Below are 26442 nucleotides of genomic sequence, written 5' to 3'. Positions count from 1 at the left end.
CCATGCGAGGCGGGTCCGGCCTAGTCGACCGGTCCCGGTGCGGCTAAAGCACCGCCATGTCAGCAGGCAGGGAGAGCGTACATGTCGGCCGCGAGGGCTGGTTGTTTCTCACCGGGGGCACCAACCGCGTCCTGGACCGCTACCGGGGCGGCCTGCGGCACTGGCTGCTGCTGCGGCGCTGGGCCCGGCTGATCACGACGCGAGCGCGGCACGCGGACCGCCTCGGCATCCGCTGCCTCCACGTGATCGTTCCGGAGAAGCTCTCGGTCTACGACGACAAGACCGACGGCCTGCGCTACGCCCCCGCCAGGGCCTCGACCCGGCGCCTGGCCCGCCGCCTCGCCCGCCACCCCGCCTATCTCGATCTCCTGGCCCCGCTCCGGGCCGCCCGGCACGGGCCGGTGCCGCTCTACCTGCGCACGGACACCCACTGGACGGTGCAGGGCTGCCTGCTGGCCTACCGCGAGATCATGCGCGTGCTCGGGGCGATCCCGCCAGCCGATATCGGGACGCGCCCGAAGGTCGTCTCGGACGAGCTCATGGATCTCGGCGAAAAGCTCCGCGACCGGCCACGCGAACGCCTCGAACGATTCATGCTGCAGCGCGATGCGCGCCGGGTCGAGACCGGCCCGCTGCTCGCCGCCTACGAGGCGGAGGGACGCGACCGGGAGGTGCATGTCGGCGCGCATGTCGTCTACCGGAACGATGCGCCGACCGCGGATCCCCGTCGCCTCGTCCTGTTCGGCGATTCCTGCGCGCATTTCGACCCGTTCATGTTGACCGGGCTGCTCGCCGAGAGCTTCTGCGAGGTCCACTTCGTCTGGTCCGCGGGCCTCGACTGGCCGTATATCGAGCGCGTGCGCCCTGATATCCTGCTGTTCGAGGTGGCCGAGCGGTTCCTCGCACGCCTGCCGAAGGACGATTTTGACGTCACGGTCGCGGGCCAGCGCGGGACGGGCGGCCGGCTCGCACAGATCAGGGCAGCCGGCCTGAAACCGCGGCCGAGCGAAGGTGCCGATGGGTAGATCGGTGCCGATCCGTAGATCGATGCCGATCAGTAGATCGCCGTATCCATCCGGGCGAAGTCGTTGATGCCGGCGGCCTGGTACTTGGCGAAGGATTCCGGCGCGCAGGCGATCCCGATCATGAGGACGAGGAGGGTCGCGAGGCAGGCGAGCGTGGCCGTGACCACGTCCGCGTGCCGCCTCAGAGCGTGAATCAACAGGCATCCGAACGTGAACAGGGCCGCCTCGGCAACGGGCACCAGCGCGAACGACATCACTCCACCTCCATCGACGTCCCGCCAAGCCCTGTGGCCGATCTGACCGGCGCCGGCGGACGGACGCGGGAGAGATGCCGCATTTTGCTGCACTGCAACAGAAGGGCCGATGCAAGCCTGCCTTGCGCTGAACTCGCGGGCCGGGGGGCACGCACCGGGCGGGCGTCGGGTACGTGCTCGGAGCCCCGGCGCCGGGCGACTTCCCCCGGGCGACGGGCGTCCCATCTGGAACGGGACCGGCCTTGGCGCTGGACTGGTGGGACGGGATACGACGATGGGACTTCTGGTAGACGGCGTCTGGCGCGATCAGTGGTACGACACCGCCGCCACGGGTGGCCGTTTCGAGCGGAAGGCCTCGGCCTTCCGCAATTGGGTCACCGCCGACGGCGCGCCGGGGCCTTCGGGGGCGGGCGGCTTCCGCGCCGAGCCGGGCCGCTACCACCTCTACGTCTCCCTGGCCTGCCCCTGGGCCCACCGCACCCTGATCGGGCGTGCCCTGAAGGGCCTGGACGCGGCGATCACCGTATCGGTGGTCGATCCGCATATGGGATCGGAGGGCTGGGTGTTCGGCGACACGCCGGGGGCGACGCCGGACCCGATCCACGGCGCCCGGCGCCTCTACGAGGTCTATCTGGCGGCGGACCCGTCCTATACCGGCCGCGTCACCGTGCCGGTGCTGTGGGACCGCCAGCGGGCCACCATCGTGTCGAACGAATCGGCCGAGATTTTGAGAATGCTGAACGGTGCCTTCGGCGGCACGGGGCCTGACCTGTACCCCGCGGATCTGCGCGCCGAAATCGATGCGGTGAACGCCCGCGTCTACGACCGGGTGAACAACGGCGTCTACAAGGCGGGTTTCGCCACCGCGCAGGACGCCTATGCCGGCGCCTTCGAGGCCCTGTTCGCGGAACTCGATGCCCTCGACGATCGCCTCGGCCGGACCCGTTACCTCTGCGGCGACCGGCTCACCGAGGCGGATATCCGCCTGTTCACCACCCTGGTGCGGTTCGACGCCGTCTATGTCGGCCATTTCAAGTGCAACCGGCGCCGGATCGCCGATTACCCGAACCTCTCGAACTAATTGCGCGATCTCTACGCGCTCCCGGGCGTCGCGGCGACCGTCGACCTCACACATATCAAGCGGCACTATTACGAGAGTCATCCGACCATCAACCCGACCGGGATCGTGCCGCTCGGGCCGGACCTCGACTTTTCCGCCCCGAACGATCGGGTCCTGCGGTTCGGCGCGCGGGCGTGAGCCCACGACCGCCGCGGCACGACGACCGGATCCCGGATTTGACGCGCGCGCGGCGCTGAAACGGTATCCCCTTCGGCGCCGCGTGCTCTAAGTCGGCTTTCAACCGGAGGATGTCCGACACGCCATGACGAACCGCCTGCGCCTCGCCCTGCTCTGCGCCCTCGTCACCCTGCCCTCCGCGGCGCGCGCCCAGGCGGCTCTGCGCCTGGACGGCACCTGCGAGAAGCTCGTGATCGGGACGCAGGATCTCAGCGCCTCCTGCCGGAATGTCCTGACGAACGCGGTGAGCCGCAACCGCACCAGCTTCGATTTCTCCACCTCGGACGGTCGGACCCTCAGCTTCAGCGGCAACGGCGCCCAGCAGGAGGCCACGGAGGAGACCGATCCGCTGCAGCCGATCAATGTCGTCACCACCGGCACGGACGCCGCGCCGACCCTGGCGATCGGCGCCTGCCGATTCTCGACGCCGGAACCGGGCCGCACGGCGATCACCTGCGAGGCCAGCGCGGCAGATGGGCGACCCTTCGCGGGGACTTTCGTGACCGTGGCTCGGGCCGCGGCGGGGGCGCCGGCCGCCCCGGCACCGCGCTGAACCGGACTGGTCAGACGGCCTCGCAAGCCCCATTTAAGCGGCTCCAGCAAAAAGGTTCCGAAGCCAGACCGATGCTCAACGATATCCTCGCCGGGGGCGGCGCCCCGGCCGTCGACACAGGCTCCCTGATCAAGGACACGACCACCGCGAGCTTCCGCCAGGATGTGATCGCCGAGTCGATGCACCGTCCGGTGCTCGTCGACTTCTGGGCGCCCTGGTGCGGGCCCTGCAAGCAATTGACGCCGGTGCTGGAAAAGGTCGTCCAGGAGGCCGCGGGCGCCGTCGCGCTGGTGAAGATGAACATTGACGAGCACCCCTCGATTGCGGGCCAGCTCGGCATCCAGTCGATCCCGGCGGTCATCGTCTTCCAGAAGGGCCAACCGGTCGACGGCTTCATGGGTGCGGTGCCCGAGAGCCAGATCAAGGAACTGATCGGGCGCGTGGCCGGTCCGATGCAGGATCCGATCGAGGCCGCCCTGGCCGATGCCGCCGCCCTGATCGAGGAGGGTGACCTCGCCGGCGCCTCCGAGATCTACGCCGCGATCCTGGAGCAGCAGCCCGACAACGTCCCGGCGCTGGCCGGCCTCGCCAAGATGCAGCTGGACGCCGGCGAGATCGAGAACGCCAAGCGGGTGATGGCGATGGTCCCCGAGGCGAAGGCCGCCGATCCGGCTCTTGCCGGCATCCGCGCCGCCCTGGACCTCGCGGAGCAGGCCGCCTCGCTGGGCGATCTGGCGGGCTTGCAGCGGCAGGTCGACGGCGATCCGGATGCCCATCAGGCGCGGTTCGACCTCGCCCTGGCCCTTGCCGCCGCAGGGGAGCGCGGCCAAGCGGTCGATCACCTGATCGAGCTGCGCAAGCGCGACAGCGCCTGGAATGACGACGGCGCGCGCAAGCAGCTTCTGCAGTTCTTCGAGGCCTGGGGCGTGATGGATCCCGACACCATCCGCGGGCGGCGCAAGCTCTCGGCCCTTCTCTTCTCGTGAGGCGCCGGCTCGCGCTCACGCCTATCCGTCCGCCCCTCTGCGAGGCGCCATGAGCACCCATGCGAGCTACAAGGGCCCGGCGGATTGCCCCGCGGTGATCCCGGTCTTCCCCCTCTCGGGGGCATTGCTCCTGCCCCGTGGGCAGATGCCGCTGAACATCTTCGAGCCCCGCTACGTGGCGATGATCGACGACGCCATGCGGACCGATCGGATCATCGGCATGATCCAGCCCGATCCGGAGGGGTCGGGTGCGGCGAGCCCGAAGCTCTACCGCGTCGGCTGTGCCGGCCGGATCACGCAATATGCCGAGACCGGCGATGGCCGTTATCTGGTCTCGCTCACCGGGATCAGCCGCTTCCGGATCGAGAGCGAGCTCGCCTCGACCAGCCTCTATCGGCGCTGCCACGTCTCCTATGACACCTTCGCGGTGGACTTCGCGCCGCGGGCGGGCGAGGAGCATGTCGACCGCGACGGCGTGCTCAAGGCCCTGCGCGACTTCGTGGAGTCGAACGACCTCAAGGTGGATTGGGCGGGGATCGACGAGGCGCCCGACGAGGCGCTGGTCAACGCGCTCTGCATGATGAGCCCGTTTGGCGTCCGCGAGAAGCAGGCGATGCTCGAAGCCCCGGACCTCAAGACCCGGGCGGAGATCCTGATCGCGGTCACGCAGATGGAAATGGTTCGGGGTTCGGGCCCCGAATCGACGATGCAATAGGGTGCGCGCGCGATGTCCAACGACCTCACCACCCCCGTGGAGGCGACCCGGGTGGATCCGAAGCTCCTCGAGATCCTGGTCTGTCCGCTGACCAAGGAAACGCTGGAATACGATTCCGCCCGTCAGGAGCTGATCAGCCGCTCCGCCAAGCTCGCCTATCCGATCCGCGACGGCATCCCGATCATGCTGCCGGAGGAGGCCCGGCCGCTCACGGATTGACGGCCGGTCGGGGGTCTGCCGGGGGAACAGAGACGCGTGGCAGGTTTGGACTGCCATACCCCGCGACGGGGGGTGAGCCCAAACCCGATCTGTCAATCCGGCAGATCCTTCGGGGCGGGGACCTGCGACACTGTTTCTCGCAACTTATACCTCTGAGCGACTGAGCGCAGTCAAATCAGCACCGTCTGACACGATAGGGCACGCATCACTTCGCCGCAGGTGAAAGATCCGGCCAACCAGGTCTGTAGGATCTGATCACGCCGGGCATCGTCGCCGGCCATACTCTTGCCGCGTCCCGCGTTCAGCCTAGGGTCATCCTCGATCAACGATTCTACTTCTGCGCGCCGCGGCGTGCAGAATTTGCATCGCTGAGAGATTGCTCCGGATGATCAATTTAACCGCCGTTGCGGCCATTGCCACTGGCCTGTCCCTCATGATCGGCGTGCCCGCAGAGGCGGAGCCGAGCAGCCACAACGGGACCTGGGCGGTGGAGCTGGTCACGGACAGCGGCCTGTGCAGCGCCCGCTATTCCTACGCGCTCGCCATCCGTGAGGGACAGGTACAGCTCGTCTCAGGGGGCGCCGGCGCCCGGGTGAACGGCCATGTCAGCGCGGACGGCCTTGTCGGGCTCACCGTCAACAACGGCACCGCGAGCGGCACCGGGACCGGACGGCTCCAGGGCGGCAGCGGCGCCGGAACCTGGAAGGTCTCGTCCCTCTGCGCCGGACGCTGGACCGCCCGGCGCAGCGACACCCGCACCGCGGAGGTGGAGTGACGGCGCCTCAGATCGTCGATGGTCCCGAAGCGCGACCGTCACCCTTCGGGATCAGGTCTTAGGCCGCCGCTGCGAGCCAGCTGCGCGCCTCGTTCAGGCGGGCGCGCTCGAACACCTTGATCTGCGTCGGCGAGACGAAGTTGAACGTCTCGGCCAGGGCCTTCAGCCAGGGGGCGTCCGTCACCAGGGCGACGTGGCTGACGCTCTTCATCATTGAGAAGCCGAATCGCGGGTCCTTGAAGAAGGCCGCCGGCTCCATGCCCTCGAAGGCGCGGATATCCTCGAGCAGCTTGATCTTGCCGCCCTTGTCGAGGTCGGCCTTCATGGCCGTCATCGCCGCGTTCATCTCCTCGTCGGAGATCTTGCCGTCGACCACGATCTCGGCGACGTTCGAATCCGGCGTTTTGGTATAAGTCAGCACTGATCGCTCCTCCGGGAACCGCCCGCGCCCCGTCGCCGCTCTGAGGCGCGGGGTTCGCCGCCCGTGGCTCCAGTGTCCTACAAAAAGCTCTGCGGGTCGACATCGATGGCGACTCGAACGTTGCCGCGCACCTTCGGCCCCCGGGCGAGCCAGGCCCGGAGATAGCCCTGGAGGTCGACGTTGCGCTCGGTCTTGACCAGCAGCCGGAAGCGGTAGCGCCCCCGGATCAGGGCCAGCGGCGCCTCGGCGGGCCCGAGGACCATGACCCCATCGGGCGGCTCGGCGGCCCGGGCCAGCGCCTGCCCGTGCGCCTCCGCGACCGCGCGATCGTTGGCCGAGACGATCAGGGCGGCGAGCCGGCCAAAGGGCGGCAGGCCGGCGGCCTCCCGGGCCTGGATCTCCTCCGCGTAGAAGCGCTCGGCATCCCCCGACAGCAGGGCCGCGATCACCGGATGATCGGGCTGGTAGGTCTGGACGAGCGCCCGGCCGGGCTTGTCGCCGCGACCGGCCCGGCCGGTCACCTGTTGAAGCAGCTGGAAGGTGCGCTCCGCCGCCCGGGGATCGCCCGAGGTCAGGCCGATATCGGCGTCGAGGACGCCGACCAGTGTCAGGAAGGGAAAGTTGTGGCCCTTGGCCACGAGCTGCGTGCCGATCACGAGGTCGCATTCCCCGGCCGCCACGGCGTCGAGTTCCTGCCGCAGGCGCTCGGCACCGCCGGGGAAATCGCTCGACAGGACGACGATGCGCCGGCCCGGAAACACGTCGGCAGCCTCCTCGGCGATCCGCTCGACGCCGGGGCCGCAGGCGGTGAGGTTGTCGAAGGTGCCGCACTCGGCGCAGGCCTCCGGACGCCGCTCGGCGTAGCCGCACTGGTGGCAGACGAGGGCCCGGCGGAAGCGGTGCTCCACGAGCCAGGTCGAGCAGTTCCGGCACTGGTAGCGGTGGCCGCAGGCCCGGCACAGGGTGAGCGGCGCGTAGCCGCGGCGGTTCAGGAACAGCAGCGCCTGCTCGCCCCGCTCCAGGGTGTGCTTCACCGCGTTGACGAGCGGCGGGCTGAGGAAGCGGCCGCGCTCGGGCTGGTCCTTTCGCATGTCGATCGCCGCGATGTCGGGCATGCGCCGGCCTCCGAACCGCTCCGGGAGCAGGACGTGCCGGTAGCGCCCCCGCGCCGCGTTCACGCGGGTCTCGATGGCGGGCGTCGCCGAGGTCAGCACCACCGGGCAGCCTTCGAGGCGGCCGCGCACCACCGCCATGTCGCGGGCGTGGTAATGAACGCCGTCCTCCTGCTTGTAGGCGGTCTCGTGCTCCTCATCGACTACGATCAGGCCGAGGCGGGCGAAGGGCAGGAACAGGGCCGAGCGGGCTCCGACTACGACCAGCGCCGCGCCCTCGGCCACCGCGGCCCTGAGCCGCTCGCGCCGCTTGCCGCCGATGCCGGAATGCCACGCCGCTGGGCGCACCCCGAACCGGGCGGCGAAACGGTCGAGGAACTGCGCCGTCAGGGCGATCTCCGGCATCAGGATCAGCGCCTGCCGCCCGGCCCGGATGCAGGCGGCGACCGCCTCGAAATAGACCTCGGTCTTGCCCGAGCCGGTGACGCCTTCGAGCAGCACCGGCTTGGTGTCGGCGGCATCGGACGCCGTCTCTTCGGCTGGCCGATGCCACGGAAATCCCTTCAGCAGGGCCGTGACGGCCTCCGCCTGGGCGGGGGAGAGGGGCGTCCGGGGAAAGTCCGGATCGGGCCGCGGTGCGACCGGCTCGGGCTCGACCGCGACGGTCGCCAGAACGCCGTCGTCGATCAGCCCGTCGACCACCGAGAGCGAGACCCCGGCCTCCTTGGCGAGCGCACTCTTGCCGCGCAGCGCGCCGTCGGCGGCGACCGCCAGCACCTTGGTGCGGGCGGGGGTGGCCCGGGTGGGGGACTTGTCGGTGAGGCGCACCGCGACCCGGGCGGTCTCGGTCGCGGCGGCTTCGTCCGGCAGGCGCAGCACCATGGCCAATGCCGAGCCCTTCGGCGCCAGCGTGTAGCGGGCGATCCAGTCAACCAGGCTGCGCAGCGGTTCCGAGAGGGGCGCCACCGGGAAACGGCCCGTCACCGGCCGCAAATTCGAGCCGCCGGCGGTCTCGGTCAGCCCCCACACGACACCGACGATCTCGCGCGGGCCCAGCGGCACCTGGACCACGTCGCCTGCGGCGAGGTCGAGCCCCGTCGGTACCACGTAGCTGTAGGGCGTATCGAGGGCGAGCGGGATCAGGATCTCGGCGACGAAGGGCATGCAGGGCTTTTCGGGCGGCTCCGTTCCGGGTCCGTACCATAAGCGGGGCGAAAAAGACCCGCCGCTTCAGCGACGGCACAGGCCGGGCGCCGGGGACCCGGAGCGGCTAGCAGCATCCCGATCATCCCCGGATGGCCCTCGCCTGGACGCGCTCAGCAGGTGCGGCGGACGGCGTAGCGGTAGCGGCGGCCCTGCGCATCGAGCAGTTCGCTGTCGGGACTCTCCTGCCAGACGACTTCATCGTCGGGCCCCGCGGCATTCGTGAGGGTCGCGCCGCGGACGATGTCGAGATTCAGGCCGAAGCCGTAGCTGACGGCCGTCGCCTCCGTGATGGCGGAGGCGATGTCGGCCTCGTCGGGAAGGCAGGCGAACAGGACGCCGTCGGAAATGGCCAGGGTGTAGGTTTGCACGAATGAGCTCCAGACTCTCCGTAAGCGGGGACCGGCGCGACAGCGGCGGAAGCTAGGGACCGCGGCCGGGATGTGAAGCGCGTTCGCCGAAGTGCTGCATTGCAACATCTCGTGAGGCCGCCGGTCCGATACAACCGGGTTCCTATTCGCTCAGCGGGTTGCAGACGCGTCCGGGAAGCACCTCTGCAGGTGGGCCTTCCGGCCCGCAATCAGCTCCTGATGCCGGGTAGGCCGGCTGGGTTCTCCGGCTCGACCACTACCGTTGTCGGTACGGCGCCTTCTCCGGCCAGGGCGTCCGCGAGGGTCTCCGGCTCGATCGCCGCCCCGGCTGATCCGCCGGTGCCCGACGGCACCGGCGTGATCCGGGCGGTCTCCCGCCGGGGCCCGGTTTCCGCATCGGCGGCGTGCTCGTCGGCAACCCCCGCCACGGTATCGGGGGCGATCAGGCCGATGGCGGCCGCGTGCTCGGCCATGGCGACACTGTCGGCGGCCAAGACCAGGCTCGATCCCGCCCGTGCGACTGCGCCTGCCAGCCGCACGATCTCCTCGACCCGGGCGGCATCGCGGGACACGTTGCGGATGTAGACCGCGAGCACCCGCCCGGGATTCTCCTCGACGATCTGTGCATAGACTTCCGGATCGTGCTGGCCGCTGTCGCCGATCAGCACGAAGGGCAAGTCCCGGTAGAGGGCGAGCATGTGGCGGATCAGCGCCTGCTTGTGGTCCGTGGCGCGACGCGGCAGGGGGTGCGTCCAGGACAGCCCCCATTCCCGCAGGAACAGCACCGGTCCCACCGGAATGCCGTGACGCTGGAAGAACTCCGACAGCATCTCGTAGAGGCCCCAGGGGGCGCGGGAGACGTAGAGCATCGGGTTGCCCTCGGCGCCGCCGGCGCCCGCGTGGAGCGCCCGGTACAGGGCGGCGACCCCGGGGAAGGCGACCCGGCTCTCGGCATCCTCCACGAACAGCCGCCACAGCATCTTCAGCTTGTTGGCGACACCGGTACGCATGACCGTGTCGTCGATGTCGCTGACCACGACGCAGCGGCAGCCGTCCGGAGGGATGAACACCGCGCCCTCGGCGGGGATCGCCGGATGTCCTTCGAGGACGAGGTCGACCGGATGCCAGCGGCCGCGATCGTTCGGAACGTCCTGCGGGTGCAGGTGCACGCGGAAGTAACCGTCGCGGTCGGTCTCGACGCGAGCCCGGTCACCGCCGAACCCGGCGGTCACCACCGCCCCGGCGACCGTCCGCCGGGCGATGCGGCGTCGCAGATCGCGCCACTGTGCCCGCAGCGAGTCCGGATCCTCCCCCGGGATCCCGGGGGATTGCCGGAAGACCCGGCCGATCAGGAAGATCGCATCCCGGGAGCCGTAGCCGCGGTAGGGCTCGACCACGAGCCCACCGCGGCCCTTGCCGCCATGACCCTGGGCGCGGCGGACCGGGCGGACGAGAATCCGCAGCGCCTTGGCGACGCCCTTGCCTGCGCGCGAGGCCATGGCGGGCCGTTCAGGCTTGCGGAAGCTCGGGGCTCAGCCCCATCGCGTCCAAACCCTCTTCCAGCAGGTCTCCGGCATCGGGCGAGCCGAGCAGTTCCTTCATGGCACCTTCGCCGGCGGCCTCGCGCTCGCGGGCGAAGCGCACCGCCTCGCCCCACTCCTCCGGCTCCATGTCGCCGCGCCCGACATAGAGCAGGGCCAGCAGCTCCGCGCGGGAATCATCGTCGAGCCCGGCGATCACGCCGCGCACCTCGGATTCCGTCGCATCGTCGGTGCCGGCGACGAGGACGTCGGTGGAGCCGTCGTCGATCGGGTTCGAACCCGAATCCGGATCGGTGTCGCCCTCCTTCACCTCGATCGCCCGCAACCGCATGACGATGTCGGTGACGGTCTCGACGGGGATATCCATGCGCTGATCTCCGGACGTGAATGGGTCGGGCCCGCCGGGCCCTCAAGCCGCGACAACGGGCGAGCGGGCGACGGGTTCGCCCCATCCCCATCCCCATCCCCATCGAAGGCCGCATGCGTGGTCCGCGCCACTTCCCGGCCCGACGTCCGTGGGTTAGAGCCGGGAAAACTTTTTCGACGATCGGATCGATGCTGGCGATAGACGTGGTTTCTCAGAAGACGGCCCGAATATCGCTTGCCGATACCGTTCATTCCCAAGTCGATGATGGCAGGTTCAGGCGCGCCGCCGCGTGGCGCGTGTTGATCCCGATCTTCGGGGGGCTCGGGGCGCTGGTGGTGTCCACGCTGATCGCGCCGGACAGCGTCGCGGCGCGTCCCGCCGGCATGGAAAGCGGCGCGCCGAGCTGCTTCGTCACCGGGGGTGGTGGGCTGGAGATCTGCCGGGACGGCTCGGAGGCCGAGGGCGTGCTGATCGCGCCCGCACCCTGCGCCTTCGTGCGCGGCGTCCAGATCCTGCGGCTCCCCCGCGCCGAGGCGCCCGGTCCGATCCAGACTCTGTTCCAGGGTCAGACTCCGATCGCATCCCGCCGGGACGAGCCCTGTCCGGAGCGGCGCGCCACGGACAGCCGGGACGGCGGTTCGCTGCGCACCGGCCGGACCTTCGAGGCCCTGGTGACGACGCTGCCGCCCACGGCCGACCGGTTCTGGGTCGATCTGCCCGAGGCGCGCGGGCGGTCCCGCGGCTGGTCCGAGCCGACGCCGGCCGCCGAGGGGATCGGCCCGCGCGACCCGATCGCGGTCGCGGGGCGCGACTGGGCCGGCGAGGCCTACAGCTACGTGTTCCTGCTCGGACAGGAACGGGTCGCCGCGGCCGACGACTCGGACACGCAGACGCAGGGCCGCCGCGGCCGCCGGACGTCCGACCGGGACGATCCCGCCGACGGACCGGCCGATGTCCGGCGCCGGGTACAGATCGAGGCCCGCACCCTCGACTTCCAGAGCTTCGAGATCCGCACCCGCACCGCCGATGGCTACGGCCTCGCCTGGACCCCGTTCGTCCCCGGTTCGGGCCGGAGGGAGCCGCCCAATCCCGCGGCGGTGATCGACGAGGCCGGCAAGCCGGTGGCGTCCGCCTGCACGGCGCCGGCCTTCGAGACGCACGGGCTCGCCGGATCGATCAGCGTCGTCGATCACACCTACCACTACGTCTACACCGACGTGCTGCCGGAGGATTGCGGCCTCGCCCCCGAGAAGCGGCGTACGGCGCTCTACCTGCGCACCGCGCAGGACCTGTCGGGCCCGAAGGTGTGGTCCACGGCCCGAAAGCTTGCCGGGCCGCTGCCGCCGGGGAGCCTCGTGCGGGTGGCGCGGGCCAAGGGGATGCAGCGCTGGGCGGTGTCCTATACCTGCCAGCGGCCCGCCAACGCGCCGGGCGGTCCCGTGGCCGATATCTGCCTGCAATACACCACCGACATGAACCTCGACGGGATCGGTGCCCTCACGCTCTACGCGGATCCGGTGGAGGCTGGCCGCTCGCCGGCCTATCTCGGCCTGCGCTCGGGCGGCGACGGCAGCGGCCGCTATGACCGGAGCGCCCATTTCTGGATGACGGATGCGCAGGGCAACCTCGACACGCCGTCGATCTACCCCGGCAAGGCCGGGTTCCTGACCTGGCTCGACCGGCTGGCGCCCACCGCCTCCGGACGCGACACATCGAGCCTCTACGGCCGGCCGGTCTACTGGGCGACGTGGACGGTGCGCCGGATCGGCGCGCAATAAGCTGCGCGACCCGCTATATGGGCGGCCTTCCCGCCGCACGAGTCGTGCCTCTTGGAACCGATGGACACCCATATCGACCTGTGGTTCGCCGCGAGCATCGTGGTGATCTCGCTGCTGCTCTCGGCCTTCTTCGCGGGCGCCGAGACTGCCTTCACGGCTGCCTCCCGGGCCCGGATGCACGCCCTGGAACAGGCGGGCGACCCGCGCGCCGCCATCGTCAACCGCATCCTGGCGATTCGCGAGCGCTTCATTGGCGCGATGCTGATCGGCTACAACATCGTGGCGATCGGCGCCTCGGCCTTCACCACGAGCGTGCTCACGGCCCTGTTCGGCAAGAACGGCGTGATCTACGCCACAGTCGGCATGTCGGTGCTGGTCATCGTCTTCGCCGAGGTGCTGCCGAAGACGCTCGCCATCTCCAAGCCCGACAAGGCGGCCCTGCTCACCGCCCGGCCCGTGGCCTTCGCGGTGGCGATCATGGGCCCGGCCGCCATCGCGATCGAGCACCTCGTGCGGCTGATGCTCAAGCCGTTCGGCGTCACCATCGGCGAGCACCAGTCGATCCTCACCGCCGCCGAGGAACTGCGCGGCCAGGTGGCGCTGATGCACCGGGAGGGCGGCGTCGCCAAGGCCGAGCGCGACATGCTCGGCGGCCTGCTCGACCTGTCGGACCTGTCGGTGTCCGATGTGATGGTCCACCGCACCAAGATGCGGGCGATCGATGCCGACCAGCCCTCCGAGGACATCGTGCGGGCGGTGCTGTCCTCACCCTATACGCGCATGCCCCTGTGGCGGGGGACGCCGGAGAATATCGTCGGCGTGCTCCACGCCAAGGACCTGCTCCGGGCGCTCGATGCCGCCGGGGGCGACGCCTCGGGGCTCAAGGTCGAGGCGCTGGCCCTGGAGACGTGGTTCGTGCCGGGCACGAGCTCGCTGCGCGCCCAGCTCAAGGCGTTCCTGACCAAGAAGACCCATTTCGCCCTGGTGGTCGACGAGTACGGCGAGGTCATGGGCCTCGTGACCCTGGAGGACATCCTGGAGGAGATCGTCGGCGAGATCGCCGACGAGCACGACGTCACGGTCTCCGGCGTGCGGCCGCAGGGCGACGGTTCGGTGAACGTCGACGGCGGCGTCCCGATCCGCGACCTGAACCGGGCCATGGACTGGAACCTGCCGGACGAGGAGGCCACCACCATCGCGGGCCTCGTCATTCACGAGGCACGGACCATCCCCGACCAGGGCACCGCCTTCAATTTCCACGGTTTCCGGTTCCAGGTGATCCGGAAGACCAAGAACCGGATCACGACGCTGCGGATCACGCCGCTCACCCCCGCGGGGATCCAGGCGGCAGCACTCACGGAAGCGCAGCGCGGCGCGGGTTGACTGCGCCGCACGCGGGCAAAGTCTGCATCGAGCGGGATCTCAGACTTGAAGCCCAGGCCCTTCGGTGACCGACAGAACCAGCGCCAAGGTGCCGAACAGCCCGCCGACTGCACAAACACCGGCCCAGCCGCCGTAAACCGATGCGAGACCGGACAGGCTCGACCCGAGCGCCGCCCCGATGAAGAATAGGCCGGTGAACAACCCGTTGCGGCTGCCGCGGGCCTCCGGTTGCAGCATGTTGATCGCGTGCCGGCCGTGGGTCTGATCACGGATCATGCGCAGATCGAGGATCACGGCCGCGAGGATCAGGGTGCCGAGCGCGACCGGCGATCGACGCGACGACGGCGCCGGCCAGGGCGAACACCGCGATGCCGGTCTGGCTCGGATCGAACGGCGGCAGTGCGAGCCGAAGGGAGACGGATGTCCAGAAGACGCCGAAAGCTCCCATGCAGAGCGCTTGGTTGAGCGCGCAGCGTCGAAGGAGGGGCTCCCGTTCGAGCCGCGCCCATAGCGAGACGAGCAGCCTGAAGGAGGCGGTCGTCCGGGCCGGCTGACGCCGCGGCACGATCCGGGCGAGGAGAAGGGTCAGAATCGCCACGAATACTGCCACGAGCCCGTAGAAGCTGCGCGAGCCCGCCTGTTCGTCGAGACCCTCGCCATCAACCTAGCCATCGAAGGTCGACGCGGTTGAGCGGCACCTCCGCCGGGGCGCTCCGGATCAGCCCCGAGCCCGCGGCGTGCGACCGCCTCAGCCCGGCATCGCCTCCAGCCCCTCGGCGCGGATCCAGTCGCGGGTGCGGTCGAGGGCCCGGCCGAGGCGGTCGAACAGCGCATCGATCTCGTCGGGGGTGATGATCAGCGGCGGACAGACCGCGACCCGGTCGCCGGCGAGAGACCGCACGATCAGCCCCTCGCCCTGCGCGAAGGTCACGCAGCGGGCCGCCACGCCGGCCTTCGGATCGTATTGCCGCTTGCTGCCCTTGTCGGCGACGATCTCCAGCCCGCCGATCAGACCGAGGCCGCCCGCCTCGCCGACGATGGCGTGATCGGCGAGGGCCGAGAGACGGCGCTGGAAGTGCGGTGCCTTCTCGGCCGCCCCCTCGATGACGCGGTCGCGCCGGTAGATCTCGATCGCCTTCAGCGCCACCGCAGCCGCGACCGGGTGACCGGAATAGGTCGTACCGTGGCCGAAGGTGCCGAGCTTCTGGCTCTGGGCGACCAGGGCGTCGTCGAGCGCCGGGTCGATGCTCACGCCCCCCAGCGGCATGTAGGCCGAGGTGAGCGCCTTGGCGAAGGAGATCGAGTCCGGTTTGATCCCCAGGGCCTCGCTGCCGAACCACGTGCCGAGGCGGCCGAACCCGCAGATCACCTCGTCGGCGATGAGTCGGACATCGTACTTCGCCAGCACCGCCTGGATCGCCGGGAAGTAGCCCCGCGGCGGCACGATCGCCCCGCCCGCGCCCATCACCGGCTCGGCGATGAAGGCCGCCACCGTCTCGGGGCCCTCGCGCAGGATCGTCTCCTCCAGCTCGGCGGCGAGCCGGGCCGAATAGGCCTCCTCGGTCTCGCCCGGCTGGGCGCCCCGATAGAAATGCGGGCAGGCGACGTGCAGGAAGCCCGGCAGCGGCAGGTCCCAATCGGCGTGGTTCGCCGTCAGGCCGGTCATGGAGGCGCTCGCCACCGTGACGCCGTGATAGCCCTTCTGCCGGGCGATGATCTTTTTCTTCTGCGGACGCCCCAAAGCGTTGTTGTAGTACCAGGTCAGCTTGACCTGGGTGTCGTTCGCCTCCGAACCGGAGGACGTGAAGAAGATCTTCGCGGTCGGGACCGGCATCAGCTCCTTGAGGGTCTCGGCGAGCTCGATCCCCGGATCGTGGCTGCGCCCCGAGAACAGGTGCGTGAACGGCAGCCGTGCCATCTGCGCCCGGGCCGCCTCGACGAGTTCGGCGTTCGAATAGCCGAGCGCCGTGCACCACAGGCCCGACATGCCCTCGATATAGGAGCGCCCCTCCGCGTCGAAGACGTGGACGCCCTCGCCGCGCTCCAGAACCAGCGGGCCCACCTGCCGGTGCGTGGACAGGTTGGTGTAGGGGTGAAGCAGGGTTTCGACGTCGCGGGTCGCGAGATTCGAGAGCATCGGCTGCAAGGTCCTCATCCCGATGGGATCGACCGCCACACTACCGACCCGAAGCACCGGCAGGTAGCCCGTCGGAACCGCGTCCGGCCGTTGCCGGACGCATGCCGCAAGCGACGGTGCCTGGCGACGCACGACCCATGCTGAATCCCGAAACCTTCGTGGCCCAGCCCGCTCCAGGCCGCAGCTGCGGTGCCTGCACGCTCTGCTGCAAGGTCTACGACGTGCCGGCGGTGGAGAGCGTGGCGGGTACGTGGTGCCGCCATACGCGGGCCGGACAGGGCTGCGCGATCCACGCCACCCGCCCCGACCATTGCCGGGCCTTCCACTGCCTGTGGATGACGGAGAGCTGGCTCGGGCCGGAATGGAAGCCCGACCGCGCCAAGATGGTGCTGGCCCTGGATCCGCTCACCCGCAACATGAACGTGCAGGTCGATCCCGGGCAGGCGAATGCGTGGCGGCGCGAGCCCTATTACGCGCAGCTCAAGCGCTGGGCCGTCGCCTCGGTGCCGCAGCGCCGGCACGTGCTGGTCCATGTGAACAAGAGCACGACCGTCGTCCTGCCCGACCGCGACGTCAGCCTCGGGGTGATGTCGGCCGCGGACCGCATCGTCTCCCGCGAGCGGATGACGCCTCAGGGTCTGACCTTCGACGTGGAGAAGGCCCCCACCTGAGTGCGGGTCCGGCCCGATGGCGCGGCAGGTGCGGTACGGCGATCCTTGCGGCGCGGGTCGGTTTGCCCGACTGATCGCGCATGACCACGGTTCACGATTTCACCGTCACCGCCGCCGACGGCACGCCCTACCCGTTGTCCCAGCATCGCGGTCGGGCGCTGCTCATCGTGAATACGGCCTCCCGCTGCGGGTTCACGCCGCAATATGCGGGGCTCGAAACGCTCTGGCGGCGGTATCGGGACGCGGGCCTCACGGTCCTGGGTTTCCCCTGCAACCAGTTCGGCGCCCAGGAGCCTGGTGACGCCGCCGCGATCGAGCGATTCTGCAGCCTGACCTACGACGTCAGCTTTCCGGTTCTCGCCAAGGTGGCCGTGAAGGGCCCCGGGATCGAGCCGTTGTTCGATCACCTGACCCGGACCCGGCCCGGATTGTTCGGCTCGCGGGCCGTGAAGTGGAACTTCACGAAGTTCCTGGTGGGTCGCGACGGCCGAGCCATCGCCCGCTACGCCCCCGGCATCAAGCCGGCCGCCCTGGAGGCGAAGCTGCAGGCGGCGTTGTCGGAGCCGGTGTGAGGCCGGTCCGAACGCAATCCTACATCCCCCCGACCGCGACCGCTGCCGCGCCCCCGGACGCACCCCTCGGGCCGCACGCGCGCAGCACAGTCCGCAAGGAGGCCACCGGAAAGGGGCGGACCGCCTCGCGCAGGATCCCCACGAGGAAGCGGACCTCCGCAATCTTGCGCAAGGTCAGGACTGGGGCGCCCCCGGCGACGGCCCGATCTTCGAGATCCCTCAGGGCGTCGAAGAGGGCATAGCGATCACGCGCATCGCCGTAGGATTGCATACGCGCGACGAGCGAGGTCATCTCGCCTTCGAACCTGCAACGAATGGGCTGATCGGCGTACATGGTCGACCCGGACGTGATGGGACAGACTTTAAATCGGTCTCCACCGCGTGTCAGCCGACGACACCGGGCACGCCTCGCAAGTTTCGATTTGTTGCGCGCGTGCATCGGCCGGGCCCGGCCGCCGTAGGGTAGGCCGCTCAGCGGCGGCCCTCCACGAAGTCGGCCGCGGCTTCGAACTCGGCGCGGCGGGCTTCGAGACGGGCCTCCGCCTCGGCGTCCCGGCCCCAGACCTCCGCTTGATAGGCCTCGTCGACATGGGCGGCCGCCCAGGCCTGCGCCGGCGTGAGGTGACCCCGGAGCACCGCCAGCGCGATCAGGAGCGAGCCGGTGAGCGTCGTCAGCGTGTGCAGGCCGGCCAAGCGGAACGGATCGGTCTCCGCCGTAACCGCGGCCGCGAGCGCCCGCACGGTATCGGGCGGCTGCTCCACGTGCATCACGCCCTCGCTGAGGATCACCCGGGCGCCGAACGCCTCCCGGGCCCAGGCGAGGACCGGATCCCAGGCCGCCCCCTGCGCGGCCACCAGCCGGTCGGGTTCCCCGGCCCGGTAGGCGACGAGATCGGTGCCCGCATAGGCACATAGGTCGGCCGCCACCGCGTCCAGCCGGGGGGCGACGCCGTCGATGGCCGTGTTGGCGAGGCGGGTCAGGGGCATCCGCGCCGGATCGATCTGCGTCTCCTGGGCATCCCATTCGGCCGCGACCTTCTCGGCCAGAGCCCGGGTCGGAAGCCGGAGCGGGTTGCGGGCCGGCGTGTTGGCCGGACGCCCGTCCAGGGTCAGGCGGAAGCCCTCCGGCCCCTCGGAGACGCCGGCCTGCTTGTAGAACCGCTGGGGCAGGGCCGGCTTGGCATGGCCGCGGGCAGCCCGCATCGGGTCAGGCTTCTCGTCCGCGCCCGGTCGGCCGAGCCAATCTGTCGTCTCATCGCTCATGGGTGCGAGATAGGCGTTCCCGGGCCCGCAAGCGAGCCTCCCGGCATCAGGATCGCGCCGCCGCGGATTCGAGGAGCCGAGCCTCCAGCGCGCCAGCGCTCGGCACCACGGTCGCGGCGCCGGCCCCATAGAGCGCCTCGGGCGGGTGATAGCCCCAGGCGACCCCGACCGAAGCGGCGCCGGCCGCGACGCCCATGGCGATGTCGAAGGTGGTATCGCCGACCATGATTGTGGCGTCGGGGGTGCATCCGGCCTCGGCCATGGCCTGCTCGAGCATGGCCGGATCGGGCTTCGACGGGGCGTCGTCGGCGCTCTGCGTGGTGACGAACCAGTTCGTCCAGCCGTGATGCGCCACCAGCCGGTCGACGCCGCGGCGTGACTTGCCCGTGGCCAGGCCGATCAAGATATCGTCCCGGGCCTTCAGGCGGGCCAGAAGGTCGGCCATCCCGGGAAACAGCGGCTCCTCGTAGGCGGGATCGAGGCGCAGCCGGTTGTAGGCCTGCTTGTAGCTCTCCGAGAGTTCGGCGATCGGCCCGTCCTCCCCAACGAGGCGGCGGAACGCCTGCGGCAGCGACAGGCCCACCACCGACAGCGCCTCCCGCCGCCCCGGAGCGGGCAGGCCGTTCTCCGCGAAGGCGAGCCCCTGGGCGGCCACGATGAGGTGCTGGCTGTCGACGAGGGTTCCGTCGACGTCGAACACGACGAGCCTCATCGCCGGATTCGGGTCGGCGGCCGTCCGGGCGGCGGGGGATCGTAGGACCGCGTCACGGCTTCCGGCCCGGCTGGGTCGGCTGCCCGACGGGCTGTCCCGCCTGGCTGCGGGTCCGCTCGTAGCCGAGCCGGCAGCGGATCAGGAAGCGCCGCCTCTTGCCGCCGCGCAGGCCCCGCTGGTGCGAGGCGCGGTTGCAGGCCGCGTAGGACCGGCGGCGGCGCTCCACCCGGGCGCTGACGGTCTGTCGCGACGCCGCCTCGCCGGGCGAAGCGGCCGGATGCGGCGTCGCCGTCTCGACCGGCGGGGCGCCGTTCGCCGGCAGCGCCGGCTTGGACGCCTCGCCCGGGGCGGCATGCGCGATCGACCCCGCGAGGCACAGGGCAGCGAGGCAGGCCAGCAGCGCGTGCTTCATACGTCAGGGTCTCGAACCGCCGGGGAACAGCGCCGCTTCGGATCGGCGGCGCGCGGGAGCATATGAGGCGGGGCGACCGGTTGCCAAGGTATCCGCCCGATGAGACTCGCCATCATGGCCCGCGTTTCACCCGCGATGAAGCGGACAGACAGTCCGGCGATGAACCTCCTGCTGCTCCCCGGCTTCATGACCGATGCCGATCTGTGGTCCGATGTCGCCGACCGACTCGCACAGGTCGGGCCGCTCGCGCATGGCGACCTCAGTCGGGACGCCACGATCCGCGCCATGGCGGATCGGGCGATCGCCGCGGCGCCGGACCGATTCGCCCTCGTGGGCTTCTCCATGGGCGGCTGCGTGGCCCGGGAGATCGCCCGGCGCGCGCCGGAACGGGTGCGGGCGCTGGTGCTGATCGCGACCTCGGCCCGGGCCGACACGCCGGCTCAGGCGCAGCGGAAGGCCGCCGCGGTCGACCATGTCCGCCGTCGGGGCTTCGCCGGACTCAGCCGGTCGGCGATCCTTCAGTCGGTCCATCCGGAACGGGCCGGCGATGCCGCGCTGATCGCGCGCATCCGGCGGATGGGCGATCGGCTCGGCGGCCCGGTCTTCCTGCGTCAGGCCGGGCAGGCCCGGGACTCCGACCAAGCGCGGCTCGGCCTGATCGCCTGCCCGACGCGCGTCGTGGCGGCCGCCCAGGACGCCCTGCGCGGCCCCGACGAGGCCCGGGAACGGCAGGCCGGCATCCCCGGCGCGGTGCTGACGGTCCTCGACGGGTCGGGGCACATGCTGCCCCTGGAAGCCCCCGCCGCCCTCGCGGATGCGATCGTGCCGTGGCTGCTGGCTCAGGCCTCCGGTGCCTCGACGATCGGATCGTAGCGGGCGGCGTCGAAGCCCAGGAGGTTCCAGCTCTGGGCCATGTGGGGCGGCAGCGGCGCGCTGACGTCCACGGGCCGGCCGGTGCGCGGGTGCGGGATCACGATCCGGCGGGCGAGCAGATGAAGGCGGTTCTGGATGCCGCCCGGCAATTCCCAGTTCTCCACCGAGAAATATTTCGGGTCACCCACGATCGGATGGCCGATATGGGCCGCATGGGCGCGCAGCTGGTGGGTCCGCCCGGTGACCGGCTTGAACGACAGCCAGGACAGCTTCTGGGCGGCCTGATCGACCATCGCGTAGTAGGTCAGGGCGTGGCTCGCACCCTCGTCGCCGTGCTTGACCACGCGCATGCGCGCGTCGGCGTCGGTGAGTTCCTCCTTGGCGAGGTAGGTCGAGACCCGCCCCTGGCGGACCCGCGGCACGCCCGCGGTGAGCGCCCAGTAGATCTTGCGCGCGGCGCGCGAGCGAAAGCTCTTGGCCAGGGTCGCGGCGGCAAGCCGGGTCTTGGCGACGATCAGGCAGCCGGCCGTGTCCTTGTCGAGCCGGTGCACGAGGCGCGGCTTCTGGCCGTCGGGCCCGGTCAGCGCGGTGAGCAGCCCGTCCACGTGCCGGACCGTCCCCGACCCGCCCTGGACCGCGAGGCCGAAGGGCTTGTTCAGGATCATCATGTCGGCGTCCTCGTAGAGGATCAGCGAGCGGATGAAGTCGGCGTCGTCCTGGTCGCGCCCGGCATTGCGCGGGCGCTCGGTCGGCTGGTCGAGGCGCAGCGGCGGCACGCGCACGCTCATGCCGGGCTCCAGCCGGTCGTTGGGCTTGGCGCGTTTGCCGTCGACCCGCAATTCGCCCTTCCGGACGATGCTCTGCACCCGGGTGAAGGGCAGGAGGGGAAAGCGCGCAGTGAGGAAGCGGTCGATGCGCATGCCGGCCTCGTCCGGCTCGACCGTCAGGGTCTGCACGCCCGAGGCGAGGGTCGCGGAGGCGGCGGCGCGCTGCTCGCGCCGGGTCGGTCCGGCGGGCGGGGCAGGGGGCGGGACCGGAGCCTCGGGGCGCTTCGCGGCCGGTCTGGGGGCGGATCTGGCACGGGCCGGCGCAGGGGCGGGCCGCCCGGGCGGGCCGCCCGAGGCGACGCGGGGCTTCGGCTTCGCGGCCGCCTGGGGGGTACCCTGCGCGGTCCAGGGATCGCGCGCGCCGGCATCGTCGCCGCGGTTCCGGGCCGCACGCTCGGCGGCATCGCGGGCGGAGGTACGGGGGCCGGTGCGGGCACGCCCGTCAGCCTGGAACTTGCCGGCCGGGGGCCTGCGCCCCTTCGAGCCGCCGCGGGGGGGTGGTCGTGTCGTCATGATTCCGCCAGCACCCGTCTCCGCTTCGGACGGAACGTCCGGGCGCATCGGCCGCGGCGTCGCGGACGTCCGGACCTATGGGGTCGCTGGGCTCTATCATCGCGGAGGCGCAGCGGCAAAGGCGCCGGGCGCCGCGGGCCCTCGCCTCAACCCGCCTCAGGGGGAAGAGCGCATTCATCCCCGCGCCGATCGGCCCTCCGAGGCGGGCGGTTTCGGCTTCACCGCTACCCATCCTTGGGGGGCGGCATCACCTGGACGCGTAAACGCGCTTGATGATCGGCTGAGGCCGCTCGTCGGGTCCATGGCTGCCCGTGTCCGCGCAGGTGGCCGCGAGCTCATTGCGGATCGCGCCCGCGTTCTTCCGCGCCTGGGCAATGTCGAAGCGCGTCTGCATCTCCATCAGCCTTTCCATCCCGCATCCGAACGCGATTTCGATCCGCAGAGCCAGATCGGCTGTGAGACTGGTTTTCTCCGCGAGAAATTCGGACAGGACTTGGCGCGGAACGCCGAGCCTGCTGGCGGCGCTCATGACCGTCAAATTGCGCGGTTCCAGGATCTGCCGACGCACGAAACCCCCCGGATGACCAGGATTTTCCAGTCGATACGTCGTGTGCATTGCGCGCTCCTCACGCGATACCGACCGGCCATATCCCGGTCGACCGACAGGAGCTTGGCGGACGCAATCAAGAGGTCTTCAACATCCCGACATGTGACCGCCAAGGACCGCACGGTTTACGCGGCAGAACGCGTTTCGTTCCATGTTTTTTATATTGTATAATTACTATAGAAGTCTGTTTTACATCGCTATTATATTCATTGATAAGATACAATATGCTGATATAATGGCGAATATTTTTTCGAAAACACATAGGATGAGGAATTGGACCGGTTCCGGGCCGATCTCCGCGATCCCGGATCCGTCATCTACCGTCCTTCCGTCGGGCGCTCGCCGCGTGGCGCGTCGTCCATGCAGGTGCCGCACGCCCATGTCCGCAGATAGCGCGGCAGCGTCCGGTCGGTGACGAGGTCGAAGGGAATCCAATCGTATTGCTGGACCGGCTCATGCCGGATCAGCTTGACGGCATCGTCGACGGCGCGTCCGCCCTCCAGGGCCGCATCCTGGAACACGGTCACGTGAATCCGCTTGCGATGCATCGCCTCGATGCCGTCGAGTGTCCCATCCACGCCGCCGATCAGGATCTGTCCCAGAGGAATCCCGGCCGCTTCGAGCGCGTCCGCCGCGCCGATCGCCATCTCGTCGTTGTTGGCGGCGATCGCGTCGATCGTCCGGCCGTCGGCCAGCCATTTCGCCACGAGGGACGCGGCCCGCTTGCGGTCCCAGTCCGCCGCAGCTTCCTCGACGACCGTGATGCCGGGAAAGCCCGCCAGCACCTCCTTCACCCCTTGCGTCCGCAGGGCCGAGGCCGAGTGGGATGCCGGCCCCCGGATGATCGCGAGCCGTCCCTGGCCGTTCATCATCTGCGCCAGCATGGTCATCTGCAGCCGTCCGGCCACGAGGTCGTTCGGGAGGGCGAGCGCGACCCGCCCGGCGAACCAGTCCTCGCGCGGGCCATTGTTCACGTAGACCAGGGGGATGTCGGCATCCTGCGCGAGCCGAGTGATCTCCGCGGTGGCGGCGGCCTCCACTGGCAGGACGATCAGCGCCTCGACCTTGTCGCGGATGAAGGCCTTGATCTGCTCGATCTGCTTCGCGCCATCCCCGGTTTCAGCATGGGCGAACAGCACGGATTGGCCAGGATAAGCCTTCACGCGCTCCTGGATGCCGTCGCGGAGGAACTGAAAGAACGCCACGGGCGGGACCATCGTCACGCCGATCGTCCCGGCGGAGGCGGGGGGCGCGCCACAACCCGCGGCGATGCCGAGGACCAGCGCCAATCCCGAAGCTCTCAGGCGGGAGGATGCGACGGCTAAGAATTGGGGTCTTGCGGGCATGAACTCATGTCTCTGCGGGTGGGCCCGTGGGCGGGAACGGCCGGCGACGCGATCGACGGCCTCGGGGCGCTGCGCGGTGGCTTCAGGCCACCCGGATGGTGCGGAGGAATTGGGCGACCTCGCCGCCGAGGTGCTCCGCCTGCCCGGACAGCGCATTGGCCGCCTCCAGCACCTGACCGGCAGCGGATCCGGCCTCCTGAGCCCGGTTCGCGACGCCGGTGATCGTGGCCGTCACCTCCCCGGTTCCGGTCGCCGCCTGGGTGATGTTGCGTGCGATCTCCTGGGTGGCGGTGTTCTGCTCCTCGACCGCCGCCGCGATCGAAGCCGCCGCCGCACTCAGGTCCTGGATGCGGGTGGTGATGCCGCCGATGGCCGTGACCACATCGGAGGTGGATCCCTGGATGGTCGCGACATGCTGCGCGATGTCGTTCGTGGCCGCTGCGGTCTGGGTCGCCAAAGCCTTGACCTCGGCCGCCACCACGGCGAATCCGCGTCCGGCCTCCCCGGCGCGGGCGGCCTCGATCGTGGCGTTCAGCGCCAGAAGGTTGGTCTGCTTGGCGAGAGTCGAGATGATGCCGACGATGTCGCCGATCTGGGCGGCCGCCCCGCTCAGCGCCTGCACCAAAGCGGCCGTCTGCGCGGCCTCCCCGGCGATGCCGTTGGCCATGGCGGACGAGACCTCGGCCTGACGGCCGACTTCGCGGACCGACGACTCGAGATCCCCGGCAGCCTCGGCCACCATCTTGACGTTGGCGGCGGCCTCCTCCGCCGCGGACGCCACGGCGGTGGACTGCACCGCCGTCTCACTGGCGATCCCCGTCATGGACCGGGCCGTCCCGCGCAGTTGCGTCGAGGCCGTGGCGAGCGTGGTCACGATCCCGCCGACCGCCGTCTCGAAGCGGCCGGCCATTTCGGCCATCTCCTGTCGGCTCTGCGCCTCGGCCTGCAGGCGCGCCTCGGCCGCCTCCTGCTCGATGGTTCTGGACCGTCGCATGTTCTCCTGGAAGACCCGTAGGGTTCCGGCCATGGCGCCGATCTCGTCCGTGCGATCGCCCGCGGGAACCGCCACGTCGGGGTCGTTCTCCGCGAGGCGCCGCATGATGCCCGTCATCGTCATGAGCGGCGTGGCCACCCTGCGGATGATGAAGCCGCTGACGATGAGGGTCAGGATCGCCACGATGCCCAGAGCGGCGGCCACCGAGAGAGTCGACGCCCGGCCGACCGCGTCTGTCGCCGCGGTCTGATCGGCGACCCGCGTCTGGCGATAGGCGAGGACCGCGCGGACCGCTTTCCGGAATGCCTCCGCGTCCTCGCCGAAGGCGCCGAACACGACCGTATCGGCCAGGGCGTGCTCGCCGGCCCGATCGAGCGCGGACACTTGGCTCTCCAGCGCCAGAAAATGCTGCCACGCCTCGCGCAGCCGATGTGCGAGCGCCTGCTCCTCCGGGCCGGATACGGTCGGCGCATAGCGACTCCAAGCCGTCGAGAAAGCTTGCTGCGCCGTCTCGAGCTGGGCCTCGTAAGACCGCGCCTGATCCTTCCCGCGCGCGTTATGAGCGAGGATATCCAGGGCCCGAAGTTCCTGGCTCTCCTCGTTCATGAGGCCCAGATTGGCCACGGCATCGATCTCGCCGACCACCGACTGTGCGGCCTGGTTGATCAGCCCGACACGGCTGATCGCGAATATGCCGATCAACATAGACAAGATGAAGAGGACGATGAATGATCCAGCTATCAGTTTTCTCAAGCTAAAAATAGATCTTTTTTCCGAAATATGCGCATCTTGCGACATTCGCGTAACCGTCTTAAAATCAGTGCCGATTCGGTCAGGTTATAATACGCAACATCAGCGCGCGCACCCTAACAGATTGGTTGAATTTTGAGACAAGAAATTTCATTTCGACAAAATGCATAATCTTTAAGCATTTAATGCGTAACTATTGGTAAGTACATACGGGATTGCATGGCGGGGAAAGCTATTAAATTCGCATCTATAAAACCCACAAAAATGATGCGTGCTCCGCTGACGCCATAAAATTACGGCACAGATTCGTTTGTCCGCTGAAGATGGCGTACCCACCTTCGCGCCGCTGGATCCCCAGGCAGGGTACTCCCGACGCTTGACGCGCCAGGCGCGCGCAGCCAAGCTTGTTTCCGACGGTTCCCTTCGGGGATCAAAAGGGAACGCGGTGAGGGATCCGTCCCGAGGCCGTGGCTGCCCCCGCAACTGTAAGCGGCGAGCCCTTCACCACCACGTCACTGGGTAATCCCCGGGAAGACGGTGCGAGGGCGGTGACCCGTGAGCCAGGAGACCTGCCGTCAGCCGTGGTCACACGCGAAACGCGTCGGGCGGGGTGTCCTGGCGGGTGTCGAGACGCCCGTGCGCCCGCACGGTCGGCGAGGCCTCGTTCGCGGTGACGTGCCACAGCAAGCGCGCCCGCGACGCCAGTCCCGATGTCCGTTCCCGCCGTCTCGTTTCGTTCGACCGTGAGCCCAAGACGCATTCCCG

At 69.8% G+C, this 26442-nt stretch carries 27 protein-coding genes, 1 pseudogene and 1 riboswitch; of the genes and pseudogenes, 12 read left to right on the top strand and 16 right to left on the bottom strand.

From position 1 onward, the window contains the following. Nucleotides 1-56: 56 nt before the first annotated feature. A complete protein-coding gene (locus AC3IF3_RS04215) occupies nucleotides 57-1025 on the top strand; it encodes an alginate O-acetyltransferase AlgX-related protein (protein WP_489227430.1) in 969 nt (322 codons plus the stop codon). 29 nt (nucleotides 1026-1054) lie between these two features. Here the strand turns inward: AC3IF3_RS04215 and AC3IF3_RS04210 are convergent, their stop codons facing one another. Beyond that, complete coding sequence (locus AC3IF3_RS04210; protein ID WP_243972198.1) at nucleotides 1055-1279, bottom strand: hypothetical protein; 225 nt, start codon at nucleotides 1277-1279, stop codon at nucleotides 1055-1057. 274 nt (nucleotides 1280-1553) lie between these two features. On the opposite strand from AC3IF3_RS04210, the pseudogene AC3IF3_RS04205 reads away from it, so the two are divergent. From AC3IF3_RS04205 to AC3IF3_RS04180, 6 genes and pseudogenes are all read left to right on the top strand, one after another. Beyond that, a pseudogene (locus AC3IF3_RS04205) lies at nucleotides 1554-2537 on the top strand (glutathione S-transferase family protein). A gap of 124 nt (nucleotides 2538-2661) precedes the next feature. Continuing rightward, on the top strand, nucleotides 2662-3129 hold the full coding sequence (locus AC3IF3_RS04200; RefSeq protein WP_243972194.1) for a hypothetical protein: 468 nt from the start codon (nucleotides 2662-2664) through the stop codon (nucleotides 3127-3129). A 71-nt stretch (nucleotides 3130-3200) separates the two neighbouring features. Beyond that, the gene (gene trxA, locus AC3IF3_RS04195; RefSeq protein ID WP_489227428.1) at nucleotides 3201-4115 is read left to right on the top strand and encodes a thioredoxin; all 915 of its coding nucleotides are present in this window, start codon (nucleotides 3201-3203) and stop codon (nucleotides 4113-4115) included. A gap of 49 nt (nucleotides 4116-4164) precedes the next feature. Further along, nucleotides 4165-4830 carry an LON peptidase substrate-binding domain-containing protein gene (locus AC3IF3_RS04190; RefSeq protein ID WP_243972189.1) on the top strand — a complete coding sequence of 222 codons (666 nt, stop codon included), beginning with the start codon at nucleotides 4165-4167 and terminating at the stop codon, nucleotides 4828-4830. Nucleotides 4831-4842: 12 nt separating this feature from the next. After that, the gene (locus tag AC3IF3_RS04185; protein ID WP_243972187.1) at nucleotides 4843-5049 is read left to right on the top strand and encodes a Trm112 family protein; all 207 of its coding nucleotides are present in this window, start codon (nucleotides 4843-4845) and stop codon (nucleotides 5047-5049) included. Nucleotides 5050-5434: 385 nt separating this feature from the next. Next, on the top strand, nucleotides 5435-5824 hold the full coding sequence (locus AC3IF3_RS04180; RefSeq protein WP_489219834.1) for a hypothetical protein: 390 nt from the start codon (nucleotides 5435-5437) through the stop codon (nucleotides 5822-5824). Between the two features lie 58 nt (nucleotides 5825-5882). Here AC3IF3_RS04180 and AC3IF3_RS04175 read toward each other — a convergent pair whose 3' ends face one another. From AC3IF3_RS04175 to AC3IF3_RS04155, 5 genes are all read right to left on the bottom strand, one after another. Beyond that, nucleotides 5883-6245 carry a SpoIIAA family protein gene (locus AC3IF3_RS04175; protein WP_243972184.1) on the bottom strand — a complete coding sequence of 121 codons (363 nt, stop codon included), beginning with the start codon at nucleotides 6243-6245 and terminating at the stop codon, nucleotides 5883-5885. Between the two features lie 77 nt (nucleotides 6246-6322). Continuing rightward, entirely contained in the window at nucleotides 6323-8521 is a 2199-nt protein-coding gene (locus AC3IF3_RS04170) for a primosomal protein N' (protein WP_489227426.1), read from the bottom strand. 152 nt (nucleotides 8522-8673) lie between these two features. Next, on the bottom strand, nucleotides 8674-8931 hold the full coding sequence (locus AC3IF3_RS04165) for a hypothetical protein (protein ID WP_243972180.1): 258 nt from the start codon (nucleotides 8929-8931) through the stop codon (nucleotides 8674-8676). A 209-nt stretch (nucleotides 8932-9140) separates the two neighbouring features. Next, entirely contained in the window at nucleotides 9141-10430 is a 1290-nt protein-coding gene (locus AC3IF3_RS04160; protein WP_489227424.1) for an App1 family protein phosphatidate phosphatase, read from the bottom strand. 10 nt (nucleotides 10431-10440) lie between these two features. Beyond that, the gene (locus tag AC3IF3_RS04155) at nucleotides 10441-10839 is read right to left on the bottom strand and encodes a DUF3775 domain-containing protein (protein ID WP_243972176.1); all 399 of its coding nucleotides are present in this window, start codon (nucleotides 10837-10839) and stop codon (nucleotides 10441-10443) included. A 299-nt stretch (nucleotides 10840-11138) separates the two neighbouring features. Between AC3IF3_RS04155 and AC3IF3_RS04150 the strand changes: the two genes are divergently transcribed. Together AC3IF3_RS04150 and AC3IF3_RS04145 are read left to right on the top strand one after the other, a co-directional pair. After that, nucleotides 11139-12617, top strand: coding sequence for a hypothetical protein (locus tag AC3IF3_RS04150; RefSeq protein WP_489227422.1), 1479 nt, complete (start codon nucleotides 11139-11141; stop codon nucleotides 12615-12617). A gap of 60 nt (nucleotides 12618-12677) precedes the next feature. Then, nucleotides 12678-14000, top strand: coding sequence for an HlyC/CorC family transporter (locus tag AC3IF3_RS04145; protein ID WP_489231236.1), 1323 nt, complete (start codon nucleotides 12678-12680; stop codon nucleotides 13998-14000). Nucleotides 14001-14039: 39 nt separating this feature from the next. Here AC3IF3_RS04145 and AC3IF3_RS04140 read toward each other — a convergent pair whose 3' ends face one another. Both AC3IF3_RS04140 and AC3IF3_RS04135 read right to left on the bottom strand, forming a co-directional pair. Continuing rightward, entirely contained in the window at nucleotides 14040-14294 is a 255-nt protein-coding gene (locus tag AC3IF3_RS04140) for a hypothetical protein (RefSeq protein ID WP_489227421.1), read from the bottom strand. Nucleotides 14295-14748: 454 nt separating this feature from the next. Continuing rightward, entirely contained in the window at nucleotides 14749-16137 is a 1389-nt protein-coding gene (locus tag AC3IF3_RS04135; protein WP_489231235.1) for an aminotransferase, read from the bottom strand. Nucleotides 16138-16274: 137 nt separating this feature from the next. Here AC3IF3_RS04135 and AC3IF3_RS04130 point away from each other — a divergent pair, with 137 nt between their 5' ends. Beyond that, on the top strand, nucleotides 16275-16808 hold the full coding sequence (locus tag AC3IF3_RS04130; protein WP_489227420.1) for a hypothetical protein: 534 nt from the start codon (nucleotides 16275-16277) through the stop codon (nucleotides 16806-16808). 80 nt (nucleotides 16809-16888) lie between these two features. Then, the gene (locus AC3IF3_RS04125; RefSeq protein ID WP_489227418.1) at nucleotides 16889-17380 is read left to right on the top strand and encodes a glutathione peroxidase; all 492 of its coding nucleotides are present in this window, start codon (nucleotides 16889-16891) and stop codon (nucleotides 17378-17380) included. Between the two features lie 19 nt (nucleotides 17381-17399). Here the strand turns inward: AC3IF3_RS04125 and AC3IF3_RS04120 are convergent, their stop codons facing one another. The 4 genes from AC3IF3_RS04120 to AC3IF3_RS04105 form a co-directional block, all read right to left on the bottom strand. Continuing rightward, nucleotides 17400-17714, bottom strand: coding sequence for a hypothetical protein (locus tag AC3IF3_RS04120; RefSeq protein WP_489227417.1), 315 nt, complete (start codon nucleotides 17712-17714; stop codon nucleotides 17400-17402). A 137-nt stretch (nucleotides 17715-17851) separates the two neighbouring features. Continuing rightward, nucleotides 17852-18643: an ATP12 family chaperone protein gene (locus AC3IF3_RS04115; RefSeq protein WP_489227416.1), complete on the bottom strand. Its 792-nt coding sequence runs from the start codon at nucleotides 18641-18643 to the stop codon at nucleotides 17852-17854. Between the two features lie 46 nt (nucleotides 18644-18689). After that, complete coding sequence (locus AC3IF3_RS04110; protein ID WP_489227414.1) at nucleotides 18690-19355, bottom strand: HAD-IA family hydrolase; 666 nt, start codon at nucleotides 19353-19355, stop codon at nucleotides 18690-18692. A 52-nt stretch (nucleotides 19356-19407) separates the two neighbouring features. Next, nucleotides 19408-19767, bottom strand: coding sequence for a hypothetical protein (locus AC3IF3_RS04105; protein ID WP_243972157.1), 360 nt, complete (start codon nucleotides 19765-19767; stop codon nucleotides 19408-19410). Nucleotides 19768-19926: 159 nt separating this feature from the next. Here AC3IF3_RS04105 and AC3IF3_RS04100 point away from each other — a divergent pair, with 159 nt between their 5' ends. Next, nucleotides 19927-20640: an alpha/beta fold hydrolase gene (locus AC3IF3_RS04100; RefSeq protein ID WP_489227413.1), complete on the top strand. Its 714-nt coding sequence runs from the start codon at nucleotides 19927-19929 to the stop codon at nucleotides 20638-20640. Here AC3IF3_RS04100 and AC3IF3_RS04095 read toward each other — a convergent pair. The 4 genes from AC3IF3_RS04095 to AC3IF3_RS04080 all read right to left on the bottom strand — a co-directional run bounded on the left by AC3IF3_RS04095 (nucleotide 20607) and on the right by AC3IF3_RS04080 (nucleotide 25725). Further along, nucleotides 20607-21980 carry an RluA family pseudouridine synthase gene (locus tag AC3IF3_RS04095; protein WP_489227412.1) on the bottom strand — a complete coding sequence of 458 codons (1374 nt, stop codon included), beginning with the start codon at nucleotides 21978-21980 and terminating at the stop codon, nucleotides 20607-20609. The genes AC3IF3_RS04100 and AC3IF3_RS04095 overlap by 34 nt on opposite strands. Before the next feature lie 247 nt (nucleotides 21981-22227). Beyond that, on the bottom strand, nucleotides 22228-22596 hold the full coding sequence (locus tag AC3IF3_RS04090; protein ID WP_489227410.1) for a HigA family addiction module antitoxin: 369 nt from the start codon (nucleotides 22594-22596) through the stop codon (nucleotides 22228-22230). A 308-nt stretch (nucleotides 22597-22904) separates the two neighbouring features. Continuing rightward, entirely contained in the window at nucleotides 22905-23876 is a 972-nt protein-coding gene (locus AC3IF3_RS04085) for a substrate-binding domain-containing protein (RefSeq protein WP_489227409.1), read from the bottom strand. A gap of 139 nt (nucleotides 23877-24015) precedes the next feature. Continuing rightward, the gene (locus tag AC3IF3_RS04080) at nucleotides 24016-25725 is read right to left on the bottom strand and encodes a methyl-accepting chemotaxis protein (protein ID WP_489227407.1); all 1710 of its coding nucleotides are present in this window, start codon (nucleotides 25723-25725) and stop codon (nucleotides 24016-24018) included. A 349-nt stretch (nucleotides 25726-26074) separates the two neighbouring features. After that, nucleotides 26075-26268, top strand: a riboswitch (cobalamin riboswitch). Nucleotides 26269-26442: the final 174 nt, after the last annotated feature.

Source organism: Methylobacterium sp. J-118 (assembly GCF_057836565.1).
Note: the sequence above shows the minus strand (reverse complement) of the source record. Positions and strands in the feature narration are given on the sequence as shown.